General features: G+C 68.2%; 13 protein-coding genes. 9 read left to right on the forward strand and 4 right to left on the reverse strand.

What is annotated here, in order from left to right:
* Positions 1-32: 32 nt before the first annotated feature.
* From ACFUPX_RS37985 to ACFUPX_RS38000, 4 genes are all read right to left on the reverse strand, one after another.
* Entirely contained in the window at positions 33-803 is a 771-nt protein-coding gene (locus ACFUPX_RS37985; RefSeq protein ID WP_383333157.1) for a LamG domain-containing protein, read from the reverse strand.
* A 154-nt stretch (positions 804-957) separates the two neighbouring features.
* Entirely contained in the window at positions 958-2,106 is a 1,149-nt protein-coding gene (locus ACFUPX_RS37990) for an LCP family protein (protein ID WP_383333159.1), read from the reverse strand.
* Positions 2,103-4,262, reverse strand: coding sequence for a bifunctional polysaccharide deacetylase/glycosyltransferase family 2 protein (locus ACFUPX_RS37995; RefSeq protein WP_383333161.1), 2,160 nt, complete (start codon positions 4,260-4,262; stop codon positions 2,103-2,105). The genes ACFUPX_RS37990 and ACFUPX_RS37995 overlap by 4 nt, the downstream gene beginning before the upstream one ends.
* Positions 4,259-4,819, reverse strand: a complete 561-nt coding sequence (locus ACFUPX_RS38000; RefSeq protein ID WP_383333163.1) for a hypothetical protein — start codon at positions 4,817-4,819, stop codon at positions 4,259-4,261. The genes ACFUPX_RS37995 and ACFUPX_RS38000 overlap by 4 nt, the downstream gene beginning before the upstream one ends.
* Before the next feature lie 503 nt (positions 4,820-5,322).
* Here ACFUPX_RS38000 and ACFUPX_RS38005 point away from each other — a divergent pair.
* From ACFUPX_RS38005 to ACFUPX_RS38045, 9 genes are all read left to right on the forward strand, one after another.
* Entirely contained in the window at positions 5,323-6,636 is a 1,314-nt protein-coding gene (locus ACFUPX_RS38005) for a phytase (protein WP_383333208.1), read from the forward strand.
* A gap of 766 nt (positions 6,637-7,402) precedes the next feature.
* On the forward strand, positions 7,403-8,929 hold the full coding sequence (locus tag ACFUPX_RS38010) for a pyridoxal phosphate-dependent decarboxylase family protein (RefSeq protein WP_383333165.1): 1,527 nt from the start codon (positions 7,403-7,405) through the stop codon (positions 8,927-8,929).
* Positions 8,930-8,938: 9 nt separating this feature from the next.
* Positions 8,939-10,516: a hypothetical protein gene (locus ACFUPX_RS38015; protein WP_383333167.1), complete on the forward strand. Its 1,578-nt coding sequence runs from the start codon at positions 8,939-8,941 to the stop codon at positions 10,514-10,516.
* A 20-nt stretch (positions 10,517-10,536) separates the two neighbouring features.
* Positions 10,537-11,082, forward strand: coding sequence for a hypothetical protein (locus ACFUPX_RS38020; protein ID WP_383333169.1), 546 nt, complete (start codon positions 10,537-10,539; stop codon positions 11,080-11,082).
* A 57-nt stretch (positions 11,083-11,139) separates the two neighbouring features.
* Positions 11,140-11,955: a hypothetical protein gene (locus ACFUPX_RS38025; RefSeq protein WP_383333170.1), complete on the forward strand. Its 816-nt coding sequence runs from the start codon at positions 11,140-11,142 to the stop codon at positions 11,953-11,955.
* 32 nt (positions 11,956-11,987) lie between these two features.
* Entirely contained in the window at positions 11,988-12,419 is a 432-nt protein-coding gene (locus ACFUPX_RS38030; RefSeq protein WP_383333172.1) for a hypothetical protein, read from the forward strand.
* 34 nt (positions 12,420-12,453) lie between these two features.
* Entirely contained in the window at positions 12,454-13,020 is a 567-nt protein-coding gene (locus ACFUPX_RS38035; protein WP_383333174.1) for a hypothetical protein, read from the forward strand.
* A gap of 105 nt (positions 13,021-13,125) precedes the next feature.
* Positions 13,126-14,868 carry a CotH kinase family protein gene (locus ACFUPX_RS38040; RefSeq protein ID WP_383333175.1) on the forward strand — a complete coding sequence of 581 codons (1,743 nt, stop codon included), beginning with the start codon at positions 13,126-13,128 and terminating at the stop codon, positions 14,866-14,868.
* Positions 14,865-15,788: a hypothetical protein gene (locus ACFUPX_RS38045; protein ID WP_383333177.1), complete on the forward strand. Its 924-nt coding sequence runs from the start codon at positions 14,865-14,867 to the stop codon at positions 15,786-15,788. The genes ACFUPX_RS38040 and ACFUPX_RS38045 overlap by 4 nt, the downstream gene beginning before the upstream one ends.

Raw genomic sequence — 15,788 nt, forward strand, 5'->3', positions numbered from 1 at the left:
AGGCGGCGGTGGACTCGCTGGGTGAGGGCCGCTCAGCCCGGTTCGTGGGAGGAGAGCGAGCCCACCTGGCGGGACGTCAGCTCACGGTCGTAGACATGCACGTCGGCGATGTCGCCGTGCCAGGGGTCGGCCGCCTTGCCGTTGAACTTGCCGCGTCCGACGACCACAGCGCCCGTGGGTTTCACGCTGCTGGAGGCCACCCTGGTGCCCGCGAGCTTGCCGTCCACGTAGACCCGCATCCGGTGGTCCTTCTGACTGTACGTGCCGGTCAGGTGGTACCAACGGTCGGGCTTCGGCTCCTCCGGTGTGTCCGCGACCGTACGGGCGCCGGGGAAACTGAAGGCGAAGTTTCCGTCCGGTCCGGAGTACTGGAGGAAGAACACGCTGAAGCGGTCGCCTTCCTGGGACAGCGCGGTGTGGACGCCGGTCATGCCCTGGGAGTCCAGGCGCACCCGCGCGGCGACCGAGTAGTCCTTGCCACCGGTGTCGAGCCGGGTGTTGGTGTCCGCGAATCCGCCGGTGCCGTCCAGCTTCAGGGCGCCGCCCTCGGGTCCTTCCGTCCACCGCGTGGCACCGCTGACGGCCGCGTCGTGCTCGCCGGCCTTGGCGGTGCCGGACTGGTGCAGGGGCCACCATCCGAGGCCCTGCAGCGAATCGGCACCGTCACTCGGGCTGGAAGCCGCCGGTTTTGCCCCGGTCTCTTCCTTTCCGGAGTTCTGGCCACGCACCAGTTGGACGCCGACAAAGGCCAGCGCGACGGTCAGTACGGCGATCGTGGTGATAAGCGGCCATCTGCGCTTCATGAACTTCCTCAGGAGTACGTCATAGATGTGTCACTCCTGACCACGAGTCCCATCCGCAAACGGTTCAATGCACAGGTAACTTGTGACGGCACGTGAGCAGCGGACTTGGGCCCCCGTGCCGTACACCAGCTGTTCCCGAATGCTCACGCGGTGGTCACCGACGGGACGTCTTCCCCGTCTCCGTCACCCGGCGGTCCCGCCGCAGATCGTCGAAGAGCCTGGCCGACCTCTTCGCGTCCCACTTCAGTACGTTGCCCTTCGACGTGGGCACGCCGATGCCGGACACGGGCACATTGATCTGTTTGCCCTGTCCGCCCGCGACGCCCTGCACCGCGCGGAACATTTCGCTGAGATCGCGCAGGCTCATGTCCTTGTCGACGATGAGCGTGTCGAGCCCCGCCTCCATGGCCGGGCCGATCTCCCGCGGGTCGAAGAGGGTGTCGGGCTCGGCGGCCTGGTGGGCGAGGGTGGAGAGGAACTTCTGCTGGTTCTTCGACCGGCCCAGATCGCCCTCCCTCTCCTGGTGGCGCTGGCGGACGAAGGCGAGCGCCTGCTTGCCGGTCAGGGTGTGACAGCCCTTGCGCAGGTCGGCGCCCGACTTCTTGTCCTTGATGTCCCGGTCCAGGCACATCCGTACGCCACCGATGGCGTCGACGATGTTCACGAATCCGGCGAAGCCGATCTCCGCGTAGTGGTCGATGCGCAGCCCGGTGTTCTTCTCGACCGTGTGCACGAGGAGCTCGGGGCCGCCGTAGGCGAAAGCCGCGTTGAGCTTGTCGCCCTCGGGCCGTTTGGTCTTGCCCGTCGTCGTGTCGAGGCGGCCTGGCACGGTGATCCAGGAGTCGCGCGGCAGGCTGACCATGCTGGTGCCGTGGGCCCCGGTGTGCAGGAGCATCATCGAGTCGGTGCGCCGCCCGCCGCCCCCGCCGGCCCGCAGGTCCTTCACCGCGTCCGGGGAGAGCCCGTCGCGGCTGTCGGAGCCCACGACCAGGTAGTTGGTGCCCTCGCCGGGCGGCGGCCGGTCCCCGTACGCGCCCAGGTCGACCTCACGCTGGAGCCGGGTCTCGGCCCAGCCGTACGTACCGCCCGCCGCGAGAACCACGACGCCGAGCAGTACGAGCACCGCCCGCCGCAGCCTCCTGCGCTTCTTCGGCTGCCGGGCGTGGGCGCGCCGGGGCCCGTAGTGGGAGCTGGGGCGGTCGGCGTACCGCTCACGCGCCTCCGATGCGAGCGCGTCCGTCATGGTCGGGTCTGTCACGGTCGGGTCCGTCATGGTCGGGTCCGTCATGGTCGGGTCCGTCATGGTCGACTCCCTTGGTCACGTGCCAGGTCCGACTCGCGCGGCCGTGCGTCGTCGAGCGGAAGCCGGGGCGACCCGGATGCCCCGACGGGCATCTCGCCGGGCGGCGCCTCCAGCAGATACGGATCGGCGGTGCCCGTCCGTTTCATGCTGTGCCACTTCAGGCGGGTGCCGAGCAGCGCCGTGATGACGGAGTGGATGACCACCAGGTACATCAGCTGTCGGTACACGAACTGCTGGAGCGGCAGCACCCACAGCACGCGCAGCCGCTCACGGTCGAGCCGCAGCGCGTACGCGGCGGTGACCAACTGAATGGAGAGGAAACCGAACCAGACGAGTGCGGCCTCCACGGGGTCGCGGAACAGCGCCCCGAACAGGGCGAACATGTCCACGACCGGCGCGCACAGCGGCAGCACGATCTGGAACAGCGTGACGTAGAGCATCACGCGGCGGCCGAAGCGTCCCGCGGGGCCGACCTCCGTCACCGCGTGGCGGTGCTTCCACATCGACTGGAGGGTGCCGTAGCACCAGCGGTAGCGCTGACGCCACAACTGCCGCACGGAGCTTGGCACTTCGGTCCAGGCGACGGCCGACTCCTCGTAGACGACGCGCCAGCCGGCCCGCCAGAGCGCCATCGTGAGGTCGGTGTCCTCGGCCAGCGTCTCGTCACTGACTCCGCCGACGCCCATCAGCGCGTCCCTGCGGAAGGCGCCGATCGCTCCCGGCACCGTCGGCATGCACTCCAGGACCTCGAACATCCGCCGGTCGAGGTTGAAGCCGAGCACGTACTCCAGGTGCTGCCATTTGCCCAGGATGCGGCGGCGGTTGCCGACCTTGGTGTTGCCGCTGACCGCGCCGACCGCCGGGTGGGCGAGCGGCTGGACGAGGCGGGCGAGCGCCTGGGGTTCGAAGATGGTGTCCGCGTCGACCATCACGACGATGTCGTGCCGGGCGTGCGCCAGGCCGGTGTTGAGGGCGCTGGGTTTGCCGCCGTTGGGCTGTCTGATCACCGTGACCCGAGGGTCGTCGATCTCCTCCGCGATGTCGGCGGTCGCGTCGGTGGAGCCGTCGTCGATCACGATGATCTGGAAGTGCGGGTAGGTGGAGGCGAGCAGCGAGTACACGGTGGCGGCGATGCCCGCCTCCTCGTTGTACGCGGGCACCAGGACCGTCACCGGGTCCCGCACCTCGCGCAGCCGTGGTGCGCCGGGCCTGAACCGGTGCAGCCTGCGCACATGCAGCCGGGCGAACACCATGAAAAGGAGCATCCGCAGGACGCCGAGCACGCCCGTGAGGGTCAGCGTCCACACCATCACGGTGAGGAAGGCCCGCCCGAGCCGCTGCGACCAGATCAGCCCCTCCCCCTCGATCTCCTGCGCGACCGGCACCTCGTCGACGAACGACGGACGGCCGAGGCCGCCGCTGACGGTCGTGAACCATTTCACGCGGCGGTCCCGCAGCAGGTCCTCGGCCTCGCGGTAGCCGAGGTCGGTCTGGCTGTGCTGGGTCACCACCCCACGCCACGGCCTCCGGTCCTTGTAGTCCGACGCGACCACCAGGTACCCCTGCTCCGCCGCGCGCTTCGCGGCCGGCCACTGCGGGCCGCAGAGCGTGTCGGCGGCCGTCGTGTGCGGCAGCCGCAGCAGGGTGGTGCTGACGCCCGCCGAGCCCGCCAAAGCGGCCTGGGTCAGGGACAGTTCGAGGCGCGCGCGCAGCGGGGACGCGACGCCGAAGTCGCCTCCGCTGTAGGTGTACGAGCCGACCTCGTGGCCCTCGCGCACGATTCGCCGCATCAGCTCAGGATGCCGGGCCGCTTCCTTCCCGTAGACGAAGAAGGTGGCCTTCGCGCGGTGCCTGCGCAGCAGGTCGAGCAGGCGCGGCGTCCATACCGGGTCGGGTCCGCCGTCGAAGGTGAGCGCGGCGGTCCGCGGCGGCATGGACGCGGTGGTGACCCCGTTCGGGCCGAACCGAAGCAGCGGCTTCCCGTCGTCCGCTTCGCGTGGGATCGGCCGGGTGCACAGCGGTTTCGTACGCGCGGCATCTACCTGGTGGGTCGTCCAGCCCTCGAAGAGGAGGGTCACGGCGACCACAAGGAGGACGAGCAGGAGGACGAACCAGTGTCCGCGCGGTGGGCGGCGGACAGTGGAGCGCCGGGTCACGGCTTGAGGCCTCCGGCCGGCGGGGCGGATCTGCCGGACGGCGGGCGGCGCCGGTCGTCGCGGTCCGCGTGGGCCCTGGACGGCTGCCCCTGGGCCTCGTCCCGGGCCTGTGCGCCGGAGCCGCGCGGCGACTTGCCCGATTCCGGGCCGGTGGGCGCGGGGCCGTCCGTGCTCGGCGGCCGGCTGCCCACGGGCTGCCAGAGGCCGCTGACCAGCGTGCCGACGAACAGCAGATAGCCGAGGCAGGCGCAGCCCACGGCCAGCGCGAGGCCTTGCAGCGTGCGCCTGCGCCAGCCCGTCTGGTCGATGAAGATGGGCGGTTGCGGGTCGGCGGCCTGGGGAAGCCGCGCCACCGGCGTGACGCGCGGCTCCGCCACCTGGTGCGGCATGCGCGGCGGCACGTCGAGGCCCGCGCCTCGGTCCGTGTACTGAGCCTGAGCCCCGTACGGAGCCCGAGCCGTGTACTGCTCCTCCGTGTACCGCGCCCTGCGGGCAGGAGGTCCGGACGGGGGTCGCCCGTCGTGGGGTGTGCTGGCTATGTGGGGGGTGCCCTGCACTGGTGCTCCTGATCTGCGGCCGCGCACGCGCGGCTCTTTGTGTGGGGGGTACGGACCCGAGGGCCCGCTGCACTGCCCGCGCGACGTCAGGAGCCGCTCCCGGTGCCCGGCGCGTACGGAGACCTCCCGTACGCGCGCCTGCCGTGCGCCCTTTCCGGGTGGGGCCGGAAAGGCCGCGTCGGCAATGGCCCTCGGAAGGGCCGGGAGGCCAGGGGCGGCCGTCAGCCGTCGCGCGGCCCCCGACCCTACTAGGGCGGACGGAGTCGGGCACCCCCGAACGGGCGGCGCCGGTCGCCCGCGGCACATGGCAACAAGCCCGCAGCACATCGGCATTGTCCCGGCAACGAACCGGCAATGACCCGGCGGTCACCGCGAACGCGGCGCGACACCGTCCGTTCACTTCCCTGCCCGCCGCCCGACGCCCCACATGCCGCAAGGCCTTCACGACAAGATCAGACAGTTTGCTCTGTCATGGAATGCCCATGACAGAGAGGATTCCCTTCATGGCCAACTCCCGCAGACAGCGCGCCCCTTACGGGCGCCTCGCCCTCGTCACCGCCCTCGCGGCGATCGCCGCCACCGTGCCCCTGAACTCCGGCGCCCTCGCGGCCACGGCACTGCCCGCCGTCGCGCCGCGCGCCGAGACCGCCGCCCTGCACGACGACGACGCGGGCGGCGACGCCGACGCCGACGACCCGGCGATCTGGCGCAACCCCGCCGACCCGGGCCGCAGCCTGGTCGTCGCCACCGCCAAGCAGGGCGGACTGCGCGTGTACGACCTGGACGCGCGCGAAGTGCAGTCTGTTCCGGCGCCCGCCGCGCCCGGTCCCGATGACGCGCCGGGCCGCTTCAACAACGTCGACCTGGTGCAGGGCCTTCGCCTGCCGTCGGGCCGCGCGGACCTCGCCGTCACGAGCGACCGCGGCAGCGACCGGCTGCGCGTCTACCGCATCGACCGCGACCGCGCCGGCGGCCCGCTCACCGACGTCACCGTCCCGTCCGCGGCGCCCGTCTTCTCGTCCTCGCAGGAGGAGATCAACGAGCAGCGCACCGCGTACGGCCTCGCGACGTGGACGGACCCGTCGACCGGCCGGTCCTACGCCCTGGTGAGCCGGCGGGAGCGGACCAGCGTCGCCCTGCTCGAACTGACGCCGAAGAGCGGCGGAAAGGTCGGCTACCGCAAGGTCCGCACCCTCGACCTGCCCGCCGACTTCCGCCTGCCGAACGGTACTTCGTGGTCGCCGTGCGGTGAGCCTGGCGAGCTGCCCCAGGTGGAGGGCATGGTCGTGGATCCGGCCAACGGCACGTTGTACGCGGGCCAGGAGGATGTGGGCATCTGGCGGCTGCGCGCCGACCTGACCGGAAAGCCGCAACTGGTCGACAAGGTGAAGGAGTTCGGCGTTCCGGGGACGTACGACCCTTCGACCGAGGAGTGCGAGGCGGGCGCCGACCCCGGCTACGGCGGCAAGCGCCTCACGGCCGACGTCGAGGGTCTGACGCTGCTGGACCAGGGCGACGGCGACGGCTATCTGCTGGCCTCCAGCCAGGGCGACGACACCTTCGCCGCCTACGACCGCGAGTTGTCCGACCACAACGAGTACGAGGGCGGCTTCCGCGTCACAGCCGCCTCCTCCGTACTCGACGGGTCCGAGGAATGCGACGGCGCCGCGGTCCTCAACAAGCCGCTCGGCGAGAAGTACCCGCACGGACTGCTCGTCGTGCAGGACGGTCACGACGCGCCGGGCGACCCCGAACGGCCTTCCACCAACTTCAAGTTCGTGGATCTGCGCGACGTGCTCGACGCCGTCGACGACTGACACGGCACCGTCGACAACTGACACGGCACCGTCGACGACCGACGCGACACCGGGTGGCGGCCCCGCGGGGCCGCCACCCGCTTTCTTTCTTGTTCAAGTGAAATGGCGATCAATTGACGTCGCCGACCATGGCCAGAATTTCACCCGCCCAGAATAAGACGCTCCTCTCGGTTAGAACACGACACTCCCGGCGGGCACATGACAAGGGCAAGAATCTTTCGCCCATGACCAGAACTCGTCGATGTATCCCCCCTTGACTACCCACCTCACCTGGAGACGGAACGAGCGGGCCGCTGTCCGAAAGGTGCGGATGCCGCCCGACGGCTGAGGTACTTGTGAATACAGGTGTGACCAAGAGCCATTGACGGTCCGTCAGGCCATGTGCACTACTTTTTGGACAGACCATTAAAAGAGTCACCAGTTCGAAATATAAAGCTCTACGGTTACTGCCAGTGGGGGGAAACACGAGGGGCACGAGGGGGGAGACGCCGGTCGTGTGGGTGTGGCGCGAGAACCGGGGGGTCCGTGCCATCCCGTAACACCAAAGGCAGTTCTTCCCAGGGGGTTCTGTGCGGCTGCCATCGATCGGGGCCGCCGGAGCAGATGGTGCTGTCCGGTTCGACCAGCCGGGCCGCACCATCGGAATCGAATCGGCATTCGAAGTCCCGCTGCCCATCGGCATGCGCAAAACACCGGACTCTGCTCAGGTCGCGTCCGCCCACACCTACATGTCGGGCAACACAGGGACTTTCCGAAGGAGACCCCCGTGACGGAATCTCGGCCGCTCAATACCGCCTCCGACGGAAGCGGATTACTGCTCGAGGCGTTCGATGCTCAACTGTTCCGGGAAACTTCCGAAACCGCTCTTGCGAAGCTGGAGAAGCACCTCTCCGATCTCTCCATCAGGGGTCTCGAACTGATTGATCCCGCGACCTTGTCGGAGGCGGCGAAAGCCCTGATGACGACGGAGCGCGAGAGGGTCGCGGCGTTCGACGAGGAGAAGCTGGCGGGGATCATCGACCTGTACGTCAGGACCGGTATCCAGGTGCACTCGCCCGGATACATGGGCCGTCAGTTCTCGGGCGTCGTTCCGCTGGCCGGCGTCATCGACTTCGTGAGCTCGGTGGTCAACCAGCCGGCTTCGTTCTACGAGGCGGCCCAGCTGCCCAACGCGGTGGAACGGATCATGGCCGATGAGCTGAACCGCTACATCGGCTGGGATCCGGCACGGTTCACCATGGTGACCACGTCAGGCGGTTCCCTGGCCAACCTCACCGCGCTCCTGGCGGCCCGCAACCAGAAACTGCCCGGCTACTGGTCGGAGGGCGGTTCCTCGCTGCGCGGCCAGCCGCGGCCGGCCATCGCGGTGGGCTCTGACGTGCACTACAGCGTCGCGCGGGCGGCCGGCGTGATGGGCATCGGCGAGGCGCAGCTCGTACGGCTTCCGCTGAACAGCCTGGGTCAGATCTCCGTGGCGGACGCGCGGCCCGCCCTGGCGGCGGCCGAGCGGCAGAACCTGAAGGTGTTCTGCCTCGTCGCGTCGGCCGGCAGCACATCGGTGGGTGCCTTCGACCCCATCGACGAACTCGCCGACCTGGCCCGGGAAAGGGATCTCTGGCTGCATGTCGACGGCGCCCACGGAGCGAGTCTCCTGGTGTCGGACACCCTCCGCGGGAAGCTCCGCGGAATCGACAAGGCGGATTCCCTGACCTGGGACGCGCACAAAATGATGTTCGTGCCCGCGCCGTGCACGATGCTCTTCTACCGGGACAAGGAAGCGAGCCTCACCGCGTTCCGCCAGAAGGCCAGTTATGTGTTCGACGAGGAGCCGGACATATACACCGCGTACGACAGCGGGGGCAAGAACTTCGAGTGCACGAAACGACCGATGATCATGACCCTGTGGTCGCTCTGGGCCATGTACGGGCCGGCCTTGTTCGCGGAGAAGATCGAGTATCTCTGCCGATTGACGCAGGAGGCCCACGGCATCGTGCGGGCCGAGCCCGACTTCGAGGCACTGCACCGTCCGGAGGCAAACATCCTGTGCTTCCGATATTACCCGGCCGGCCTCAGGAAAGAGGACATCCATCACCTCCAGATCGCCATACGCAACAACGTGAAGCTCCGGGGAAACTTCTTCATCTCGAAAGTGAACGTCGATGGGGTGGCCGCACTGCGCGTGGTCATGATGAACCATCAGATCACCGCCGAGCATTTCCGGATGCTGATCTCCGAAATCAGAAAGACAGGTCAGGACCTGCTCAGCAAGGAAGCGGAATCAGAAACAGCTTAGAGGGGACGGATGTTGAGTACATCGCATGTTCCACAGGCCACGCACGTTCCGCCGACCGCACTGACGCCCGGTGGCGCCCGTGAACTCGCCGACTGGCTCATTCCGGAAGAGGAGTTGCTCCCGGAATCGGCCGAAGCCGTCACCGCACTTCCGTCCTTCGCCGACAAGTTACGTGAATGCGAACGGGTCTGTCAGGCACCGTACAGCGAGGTGTCGCACGACGTTCAGGAAGCCGTCGTGCTGCGTCGCCTGCAGCAAATGGTGAACACGGCGATGCTCAATCCGCTGTGGCGCGACCGCCTGCGCAACGCGGGGACGGTGCAGGCCCCCGAGACGTACGAGGCGTGGCAGCGGATTCCGCTGTCGGACAAGGACATCCAGCGCGACTTCTTCATGGAGACACGGCCCGGCATGGTCGTTCCCCTGGCCCGCGGCGAGTTCGAGATCGTGGCCAGCGGCGGCACCAGCGGCGGCCGGCCGCTCGAAGTCGTTTACTCCTTGCGGGAGTTGAAGGACACGTACGAGATAGCGGGGCGCTTCATGGGCGCCTATCAGCTCGCGCGCTACCTCGTGGGCACCGACCCCAAGTGGCTGTTCACCACGCTGGCCGACTACCAGATGTGGAGCAGCGGCACGATGGTCGGCGGCGTGCTGCAGCACGTGCCCGGCGTCAACTACGTCGGCGCGGGCCCCGTCACCGCCCCCGTCCTTGAGCACATGTTCTCCTACAAGGGCCCCAAGGCCCTGATGGGCATCTCCGCGGGCATCGGCATCCTCAGTGAGCTCGGCGTGGGCATGCGCAAGGAGTCCAGGGAGAGCTTCCGGGTCGCCCTGTACGGCAGCGGGGTGCTCTCGCAGCGCAAGCGGGTGGAGCTCCAGGCGCTGTACCCGAACCTGGCGATCCTCAGCTACTTCGCGGCCACGCAGGCGGAGACCATCGGTCTTCAGCTGGACCCGGCGTCACCGAACCTCTCGGCGGTCCCGGGCCTGCACCTCATCGAGATCGTCGACGAGAACGGCCGCTGGGTCCCCGAGGGTGAGGAGGGCGAACTCGTCGTCACGCGTCTGCACGCCCACGAGACACCGCTCCTGCGGCTCAAGCTGGGCGACCGGATGATCCGGCGGCCACGGACCGAAGGCCCCGGCCTCAAGACCCAGCAGTTCGAGTTCGCGGGCCGCACCGGCGACGTGCTCCACATCAACGACAGCCAGTACTCCGCCGCCCGTGCCTACGAAGCTCTGCGGGACGAGCTGAAGGCCGCCGAGGCGGTGGACCTGGACGCGGTGGCGCACGAGGTCCAGTTCGTGAACCACCGCGAGGGCAAGGCCATCACGCTGCTCGTCTCGGTGGACGACGTGCTCGGCGCCACGTACCGCTCGGACACGACCCTCGGTCCCTACGGCGTCCAGCAGGTCTTCGTGAACGCCCTGCCGCGTTCCCTCTCGCTGTTCAACCACGGGGAGGCCAACCCCGCGTCGATCGAGAAGACCGGATACAGCTTCCAGCTCAAGTTCGTGCCCCGGCTCTCGGCCGAGATCGAGCGCACGGCCGTCGGCAAGGTCCCGCTGGTGCGGGACCGGGGCTAGCGCCTACAGGAGGAGTGAGGATGAAGCCGCAAGTCAACATCATCGCCGTGGTCGACGTCATCGGAGCGCTCTCGGGCAGCACGCTGCTCGACGGCAACCTCTGCATGATGGACGACGGCGGGCACAACAGCGCCCATCAGGGGACACCGAACCTGTGCACCGTGGTCAAGCCGGGTCAGGTCGTCTCGTGGTCCGCCCTGGCCCTGGACCTGCAGACCCCGGTCGAGATCAAGAACATCTCGTTCGTGCCCGCCGACCAGAACCACACGTCGGGTCAGCCCTCGGGGCAGCAGCACGCGGGCCAGGCACAAGGCCAGCAGCCGCAAGGCGGCCAGGTGCCGGGGCAGCCCCAGGGTCAGGACCAGACCCAGGCCCAGGGCCACCCGCAGGGCGCCCAGGGCGGCAACCACTCCGAGGGCGACAAGCTCGACCTCGACGTCTGGGCGGGCGTGGTGCCCAACTGGCTGACGCCCGGGGTGGCCTACCAGTACCGCCTCGAACTCCAGATGTACGAGGGCGAGAACAGCGTCATGCACATCGACACCCCCGCGTTGATGTGCGAGTAGCAGCCGGAGCTCGACGGCAAGGGCCGGGAATCAAGTAGCGGCGACAAAGGCGGAATAATGCCCCAACAATTGGCGATCATCGTGCTCGTGGACGTCGGCAATGCGCTGGAGTCCGAGTCCCTCGAAGGCAACACCTACCTGTTCGACAACATGAAGCTGCAGGGTTCCACGAACCAGGGAACCGGCGATCTGGTCACCGCGATCAACGGCTCCTACTGGAGGGACGGATCGCAGGCCAGCGAGCAGGTGCTCAACTGGCTTCCGTACAGCCTGGGTTCCATCCCGCCGACGGTGCCCCGCGGCTATGAGGCCGACCGGGCACGGCAGAGCGACGAGCAGGCCCTGGCCGCGCTCCAGGACCTCGCGGGCAAGTCCTCGGTCGCCGGCACCGACCAGGCCGAGCAGCTGAGCCAGGTCCGCAAGACCGTCGGCGCCCGCGTCAAGACCACGCGACGCACCCGCGGCCGTCTTTCCGGACAGAAGATCCTGGACGTCACCGGCAAGGTCGTCACCGAGGAGAACACGGCTGCGTACACCTACCCCGCCCCGGTGATCACCGACATCTACGGCGAGGCCGTCGACTCGAAGATCATTTACCCGGCGGAGTACGGCTCCCCCGACCTCGTCACCGACGGCTGGTACTGGTCGGCGACGGTCGACACCTCGCGGCCCGGCACCTACTCGTACGTGATGCGCATCCAGCTGCACAAGCTGGTGGGGCTCAACGGCGAGCTGCGGTGGGAGGCGGTCGACCTGATCTGCCCCTCGACCCTCAAGATCACCTCGGAGCCCCGGCGCAACGCCTTCACCAAGGCGGGCATGGGCATGCTGCCCATCCCCCCGGACGCGGGGTCGCGCCCCGGCACTCCCTGATCCCGCACGGACTTCAGCCAGAAGGAGGAGCAATGACCACCACGCCGAGGCGGCGGGAGAACGGCGCCGCGAAGCGGCCCATCTCCATCACCGCCGTTGTGGACTGTGTGGGCGCCCTGGCAGCAGGCAACATGCAGGGCCATCTGTACATGTACGACACGAACAAGTCAGCGGGATCCACCGGCTTCGGTACCGAGGAGCTGCAGACGCGCGCACGCAAGGGCGACCAACTCCTTTGGAACGCGCTTGCGTTGGAGTGCGAGGCGTATGTCGCCATCGACGGCATCGTGATCGACAGCTCCATCTGCGTGCCGGAGCGCAGGGTCTATCCGGGCACCGACGTCGCCTACTGGATCGGCACGGTGAAGAAGGACGCGCCCAACGTCACGTACCAGATCAAGTTCAAGCTGGGCACGAGGGACGAACCGATCGCCACCACTCTGTCGTCGTCCCTCATCGGCTAGGGCCGGGCATGACGGCGTACGCGAAGGAGGAGCGTTGAGCAGCAGCGTGCAGGAGAAGTCGGCCGGCGGCGTGCATCAGAAGCAGAACCCCGGACAGCTGAACTCGGTCCAGCTGAACATCGTGACGCTCATCAACATGGAGCGAGCGGTGGAGACGGGCTCTCTGAGCGACTCGATGTACATGATGGACAACAGCATCGGCGGCAAGGGGCAGGGCACGTCGTCCCTGGAGACGGTCTGTAAGCAGGGGCAGGTCCTGAACTGGATCGTGCGCCCGCTCGACATGGAGAAGCGCCCGGACGGCACCTGGCCACCCATGCCGAAGATCAACAACATCACCTTCCTCGACACCGAACTCGGTGACGAGGAGGACGTGGCCGAACGGAAGATCTTCACCGAGCTGAAGATCTACGGGATGCCGGACCGCATGCGGGACAAGTTCACGCCGGTCTACTACTACTGGGCCGGCACGGTCCTGAGCACCGCCAAGCCGGGCGTGCACAGGTACCGGCTCGTGATGGAGCTCGAACAGGACCGCAAGAAGGAGAAGCTGTACCTGAACACGGCGATCCACCCGTCGATCAGGATCCTCGGGGTCTGACGCGACACATGACCGCCAGGCCGGTTCTCGGTCTGGCGGTCATGTGGCGTCGGGCGTAGAGAGGAAGGTTCACCCCAGCACCCCAGGCACGCCCAGGGAGGCCCAGTGGACAGGACCATCGGCAAGGGAACGTTCCGGGACGCGTTCAAGAACCAGGTCATCGCGGTGTCCGCGCTGGCGCCGGGCACGGGGCGGCGGCTCGCCGAGCGGGCCAACGCGACCACAGGTCCGGCCGATGCCGCGCTGCGGACGAAGGCCGAGTTCAGCACGTTGTACGACCTGCTGCTCGCCGAGCAGGGGGGTGCCCCGACGGTCGCCGACCTCGTCCTTCTCGACGCGGACGGACAGCTCACCGCGATAGGCCGGATCGTCGACGACTTCCTCAACTCGGCGGAGAACAAAGCGGAGTTCTTCGCTCAGGACATGTATCAGGTCAAGGTCACCGGCTGGCCGCCCGGCGTCCTGACGGCCGACGAGGTGATGGAGGCGCCGCAGGGCGCCCGGCTGACCCTGGCCAGGAGCGACACCCCCGACGACACGCTGCTCGCGACACCGTCGTTCTCGATGGTCAACAGCGGCAACATGACGGCTCACGCGCCCAAGCGCTCCTGGAAGATCGACTTCGAGGTCGGCGAGAGCGAGGACCGGCTCTACGGCATGGAGCGGATCAACCTCAAGGCGATGTACAACGACCCCTCGCAGATGCGCGAGGCCGTCGCCTGGCGGCTCCTGGAGCGCGCGGGCATCCCGGCGGCGCAGCACACGTACGCGACGTTCTCCCTCAACGACCGCTACATGGGCCTCTTCTCGGTCATCGAGCAGGTCGACAAGAAGCTCCTCAAGGACCACTTCGGCAAGAACTCCGAGGGCAACCTCTACAAGGCGTACTGCGGCGACGTCGGCTGCGCGACCCTGGAGCACCGCTCCGGCACGGACGGCGCCGACAGCGGACGGCAGTACTTCACGGCGGGCAGCCTGGAGGACGACCGTACGTACCGCCTGAAGACGAACGAGGACAACCCTTCCGCGAACACCTACGACGACCTCGCCACGCTCGTGAGGACCGTCAACGGAGTCCAACTGCCGGGCGGTGAGGACAAGTTCGCGACCAACGCCTTCCGTGACGCGGTCGAGCAGGTCATGAACGTCCCCGCCTTCCTGCGCTGGGCGGGCGCCAATGTCCTGCTGGGCAGTTGGGACAACTACTTCGCGACGCCCTCGAACTACTACCTCTACAACTCGGGCCGGCTCGGCGACCCGACGGGCTTCATGTCGCGTCCGTACTTCACGTTCATCCCGTGGGACTACGACAACAGCTCGGGCATCGACTTCTTCTCGACGCAGTGGCAGTACACGGACCTGCTCGACTGGCCCGCGATGAGCCGCGACTACTGCCGGATCACCCACGCGCCGCACGAGGTCTCGCACCTGCCGCTGTTCACCAACCTGCTGCGGCACCACGACTTCTGCCAGTACTACCTGGACCACCTCGAATTCCTCCTGGACACGGAGTTCGGCCCCGAGCGGGTCGCGGCGCTGCTCGGCGCGGAGGGGTCGGGGCGGACCGACGGGCTGTGGCAGCTCATCTCGTCCGCCGCGTACGGCGAGTCCACCAGCCCGCACGGACAGCCCTTCACCGGGCGGCAGTTCACCAACGACGAGGTGTACCGCGCCGCGTACCGGCAGTGGGAGATGAGCCGCGGCTCGCAGTTCACGTACGGGATCTTCCACTACACGCGCATGCGCTACGACCACGCACGCCAGCAGCTTGCCGAGCTGCGCAAGACCTATCCCAACGGAGCCAGCGGGGCGACGTTCCCCGGCGCGATGGAGGTACTGCCCTCATGACCGCAACGAAGAAGCCGGCCAAGGCCAAGGCGCCGAGCGAGCTCCGCCTGGTCAAGGAAGCCAAGATCCAGGACCTGATCGGCGACGGCGCGGGCACCCGCCTGGAAGCCAGTGGTGTCCTCTACCACGACGGCGCCTTCCTGATCGTCTGCGACAACCTGCCCTCCCTCATCCGGGTCAGCAGCGAACTGTCGCCCAAGGCACCGGAGAACGGCGTCCTCACCCACGGCAAGACCAAGAAGAAGGGCAGCACGAAGGCGAACGAGGGGTACGAGGACATCGCCCACGACGAGCGGCGCGACCGCTACTACACGCTGAGCGAGGCCGAACCGGTCAAGTCCAAGGGTTTCCGCGCCCGCGTCCAGGAGTACGACGCGAAGCTGCGCCCGATCGGCTCCGCGCAGCTGGAGTTCGATCTGGCGGACGCCAACAAGGGCATGGAAGGCCTGGAGTGGGTCGAGCGCTCGGGCACGGGCTACCTCCTCGCCCTGTGCGAGGGCAACCGGTGCGAGGGCGGCAAGAAGGGCCGGACGCCGGGCGGCGGCCGTATCCAGGTCTTCCGGCGCGGCGGCAAGCGCTGGATCCGCACGGGCACGATCCAGCTGCCCAAGTCGCTGCCCTTCGAGGACTACGCGAGCGTGTCCGTGCGCGACGGCCGGATCGCCGTCCTGTCACAGGCCTCGTCCGCGCTCTGGGTGGGCCGCCTCTCCACCAAGAAGTGGCAGGTCGACGAGGGCACGGTCTACCGCCTGCCCACCGACGGCAAGGGCCGTACGGTCTACGGCAACCCCGAGGGCGTGTCCTGGGTCTCGTCCGACTACGTGGTGGTGGTGTCCGACTGGGCGAAGAAGGGCGCGGAGAGCCAGCTGCGCGAGAAGGACCAGTCGATCCACCTGTTCCTGATCCCGAACCACCACTGA

It is taken from the genome of Streptomyces sp. NPDC057302, from assembly GCF_042667685.1.
Taxonomy (GTDB): domain Bacteria; phylum Actinomycetota; class Actinomycetes; order Streptomycetales; family Streptomycetaceae; genus Streptomyces.

Coding starts and splice junctions, on each gene's coding strand:
- ACFUPX_RS37985 (WP_383333157.1), bottom strand. CDS start 803: ATGAAGCGCAGATGGCCGCTTATCACCACGATCGCCGTACTGACCGTC.
- ACFUPX_RS37990 (WP_383333159.1), bottom strand. CDS start 2,106: ATGACGGACCCGACCATGACGGACCCGACCATGACGGACCCGACCGTG.
- ACFUPX_RS38005 (WP_383333208.1), top strand. CDS start 5,323: ATGGCCAACTCCCGCAGACAGCGCGCCCCTTACGGGCGCCTCGCCCTC.
- ACFUPX_RS38015 (WP_383333167.1), top strand. CDS start 8,939: ATGTTGAGTACATCGCATGTTCCACAGGCCACGCACGTTCCGCCGACC.
- ACFUPX_RS38020 (WP_383333169.1), top strand. CDS start 10,537: ATGAAGCCGCAAGTCAACATCATCGCCGTGGTCGACGTCATCGGAGCG.
- ACFUPX_RS38025 (WP_383333170.1), top strand. CDS start 11,140: ATGCCCCAACAATTGGCGATCATCGTGCTCGTGGACGTCGGCAATGCG.
- ACFUPX_RS38030 (WP_383333172.1), top strand. CDS start 11,988: ATGACCACCACGCCGAGGCGGCGGGAGAACGGCGCCGCGAAGCGGCCC.
- ACFUPX_RS38045 (WP_383333177.1), top strand. CDS start 14,865: ATGACCGCAACGAAGAAGCCGGCCAAGGCCAAGGCGCCGAGCGAGCTC.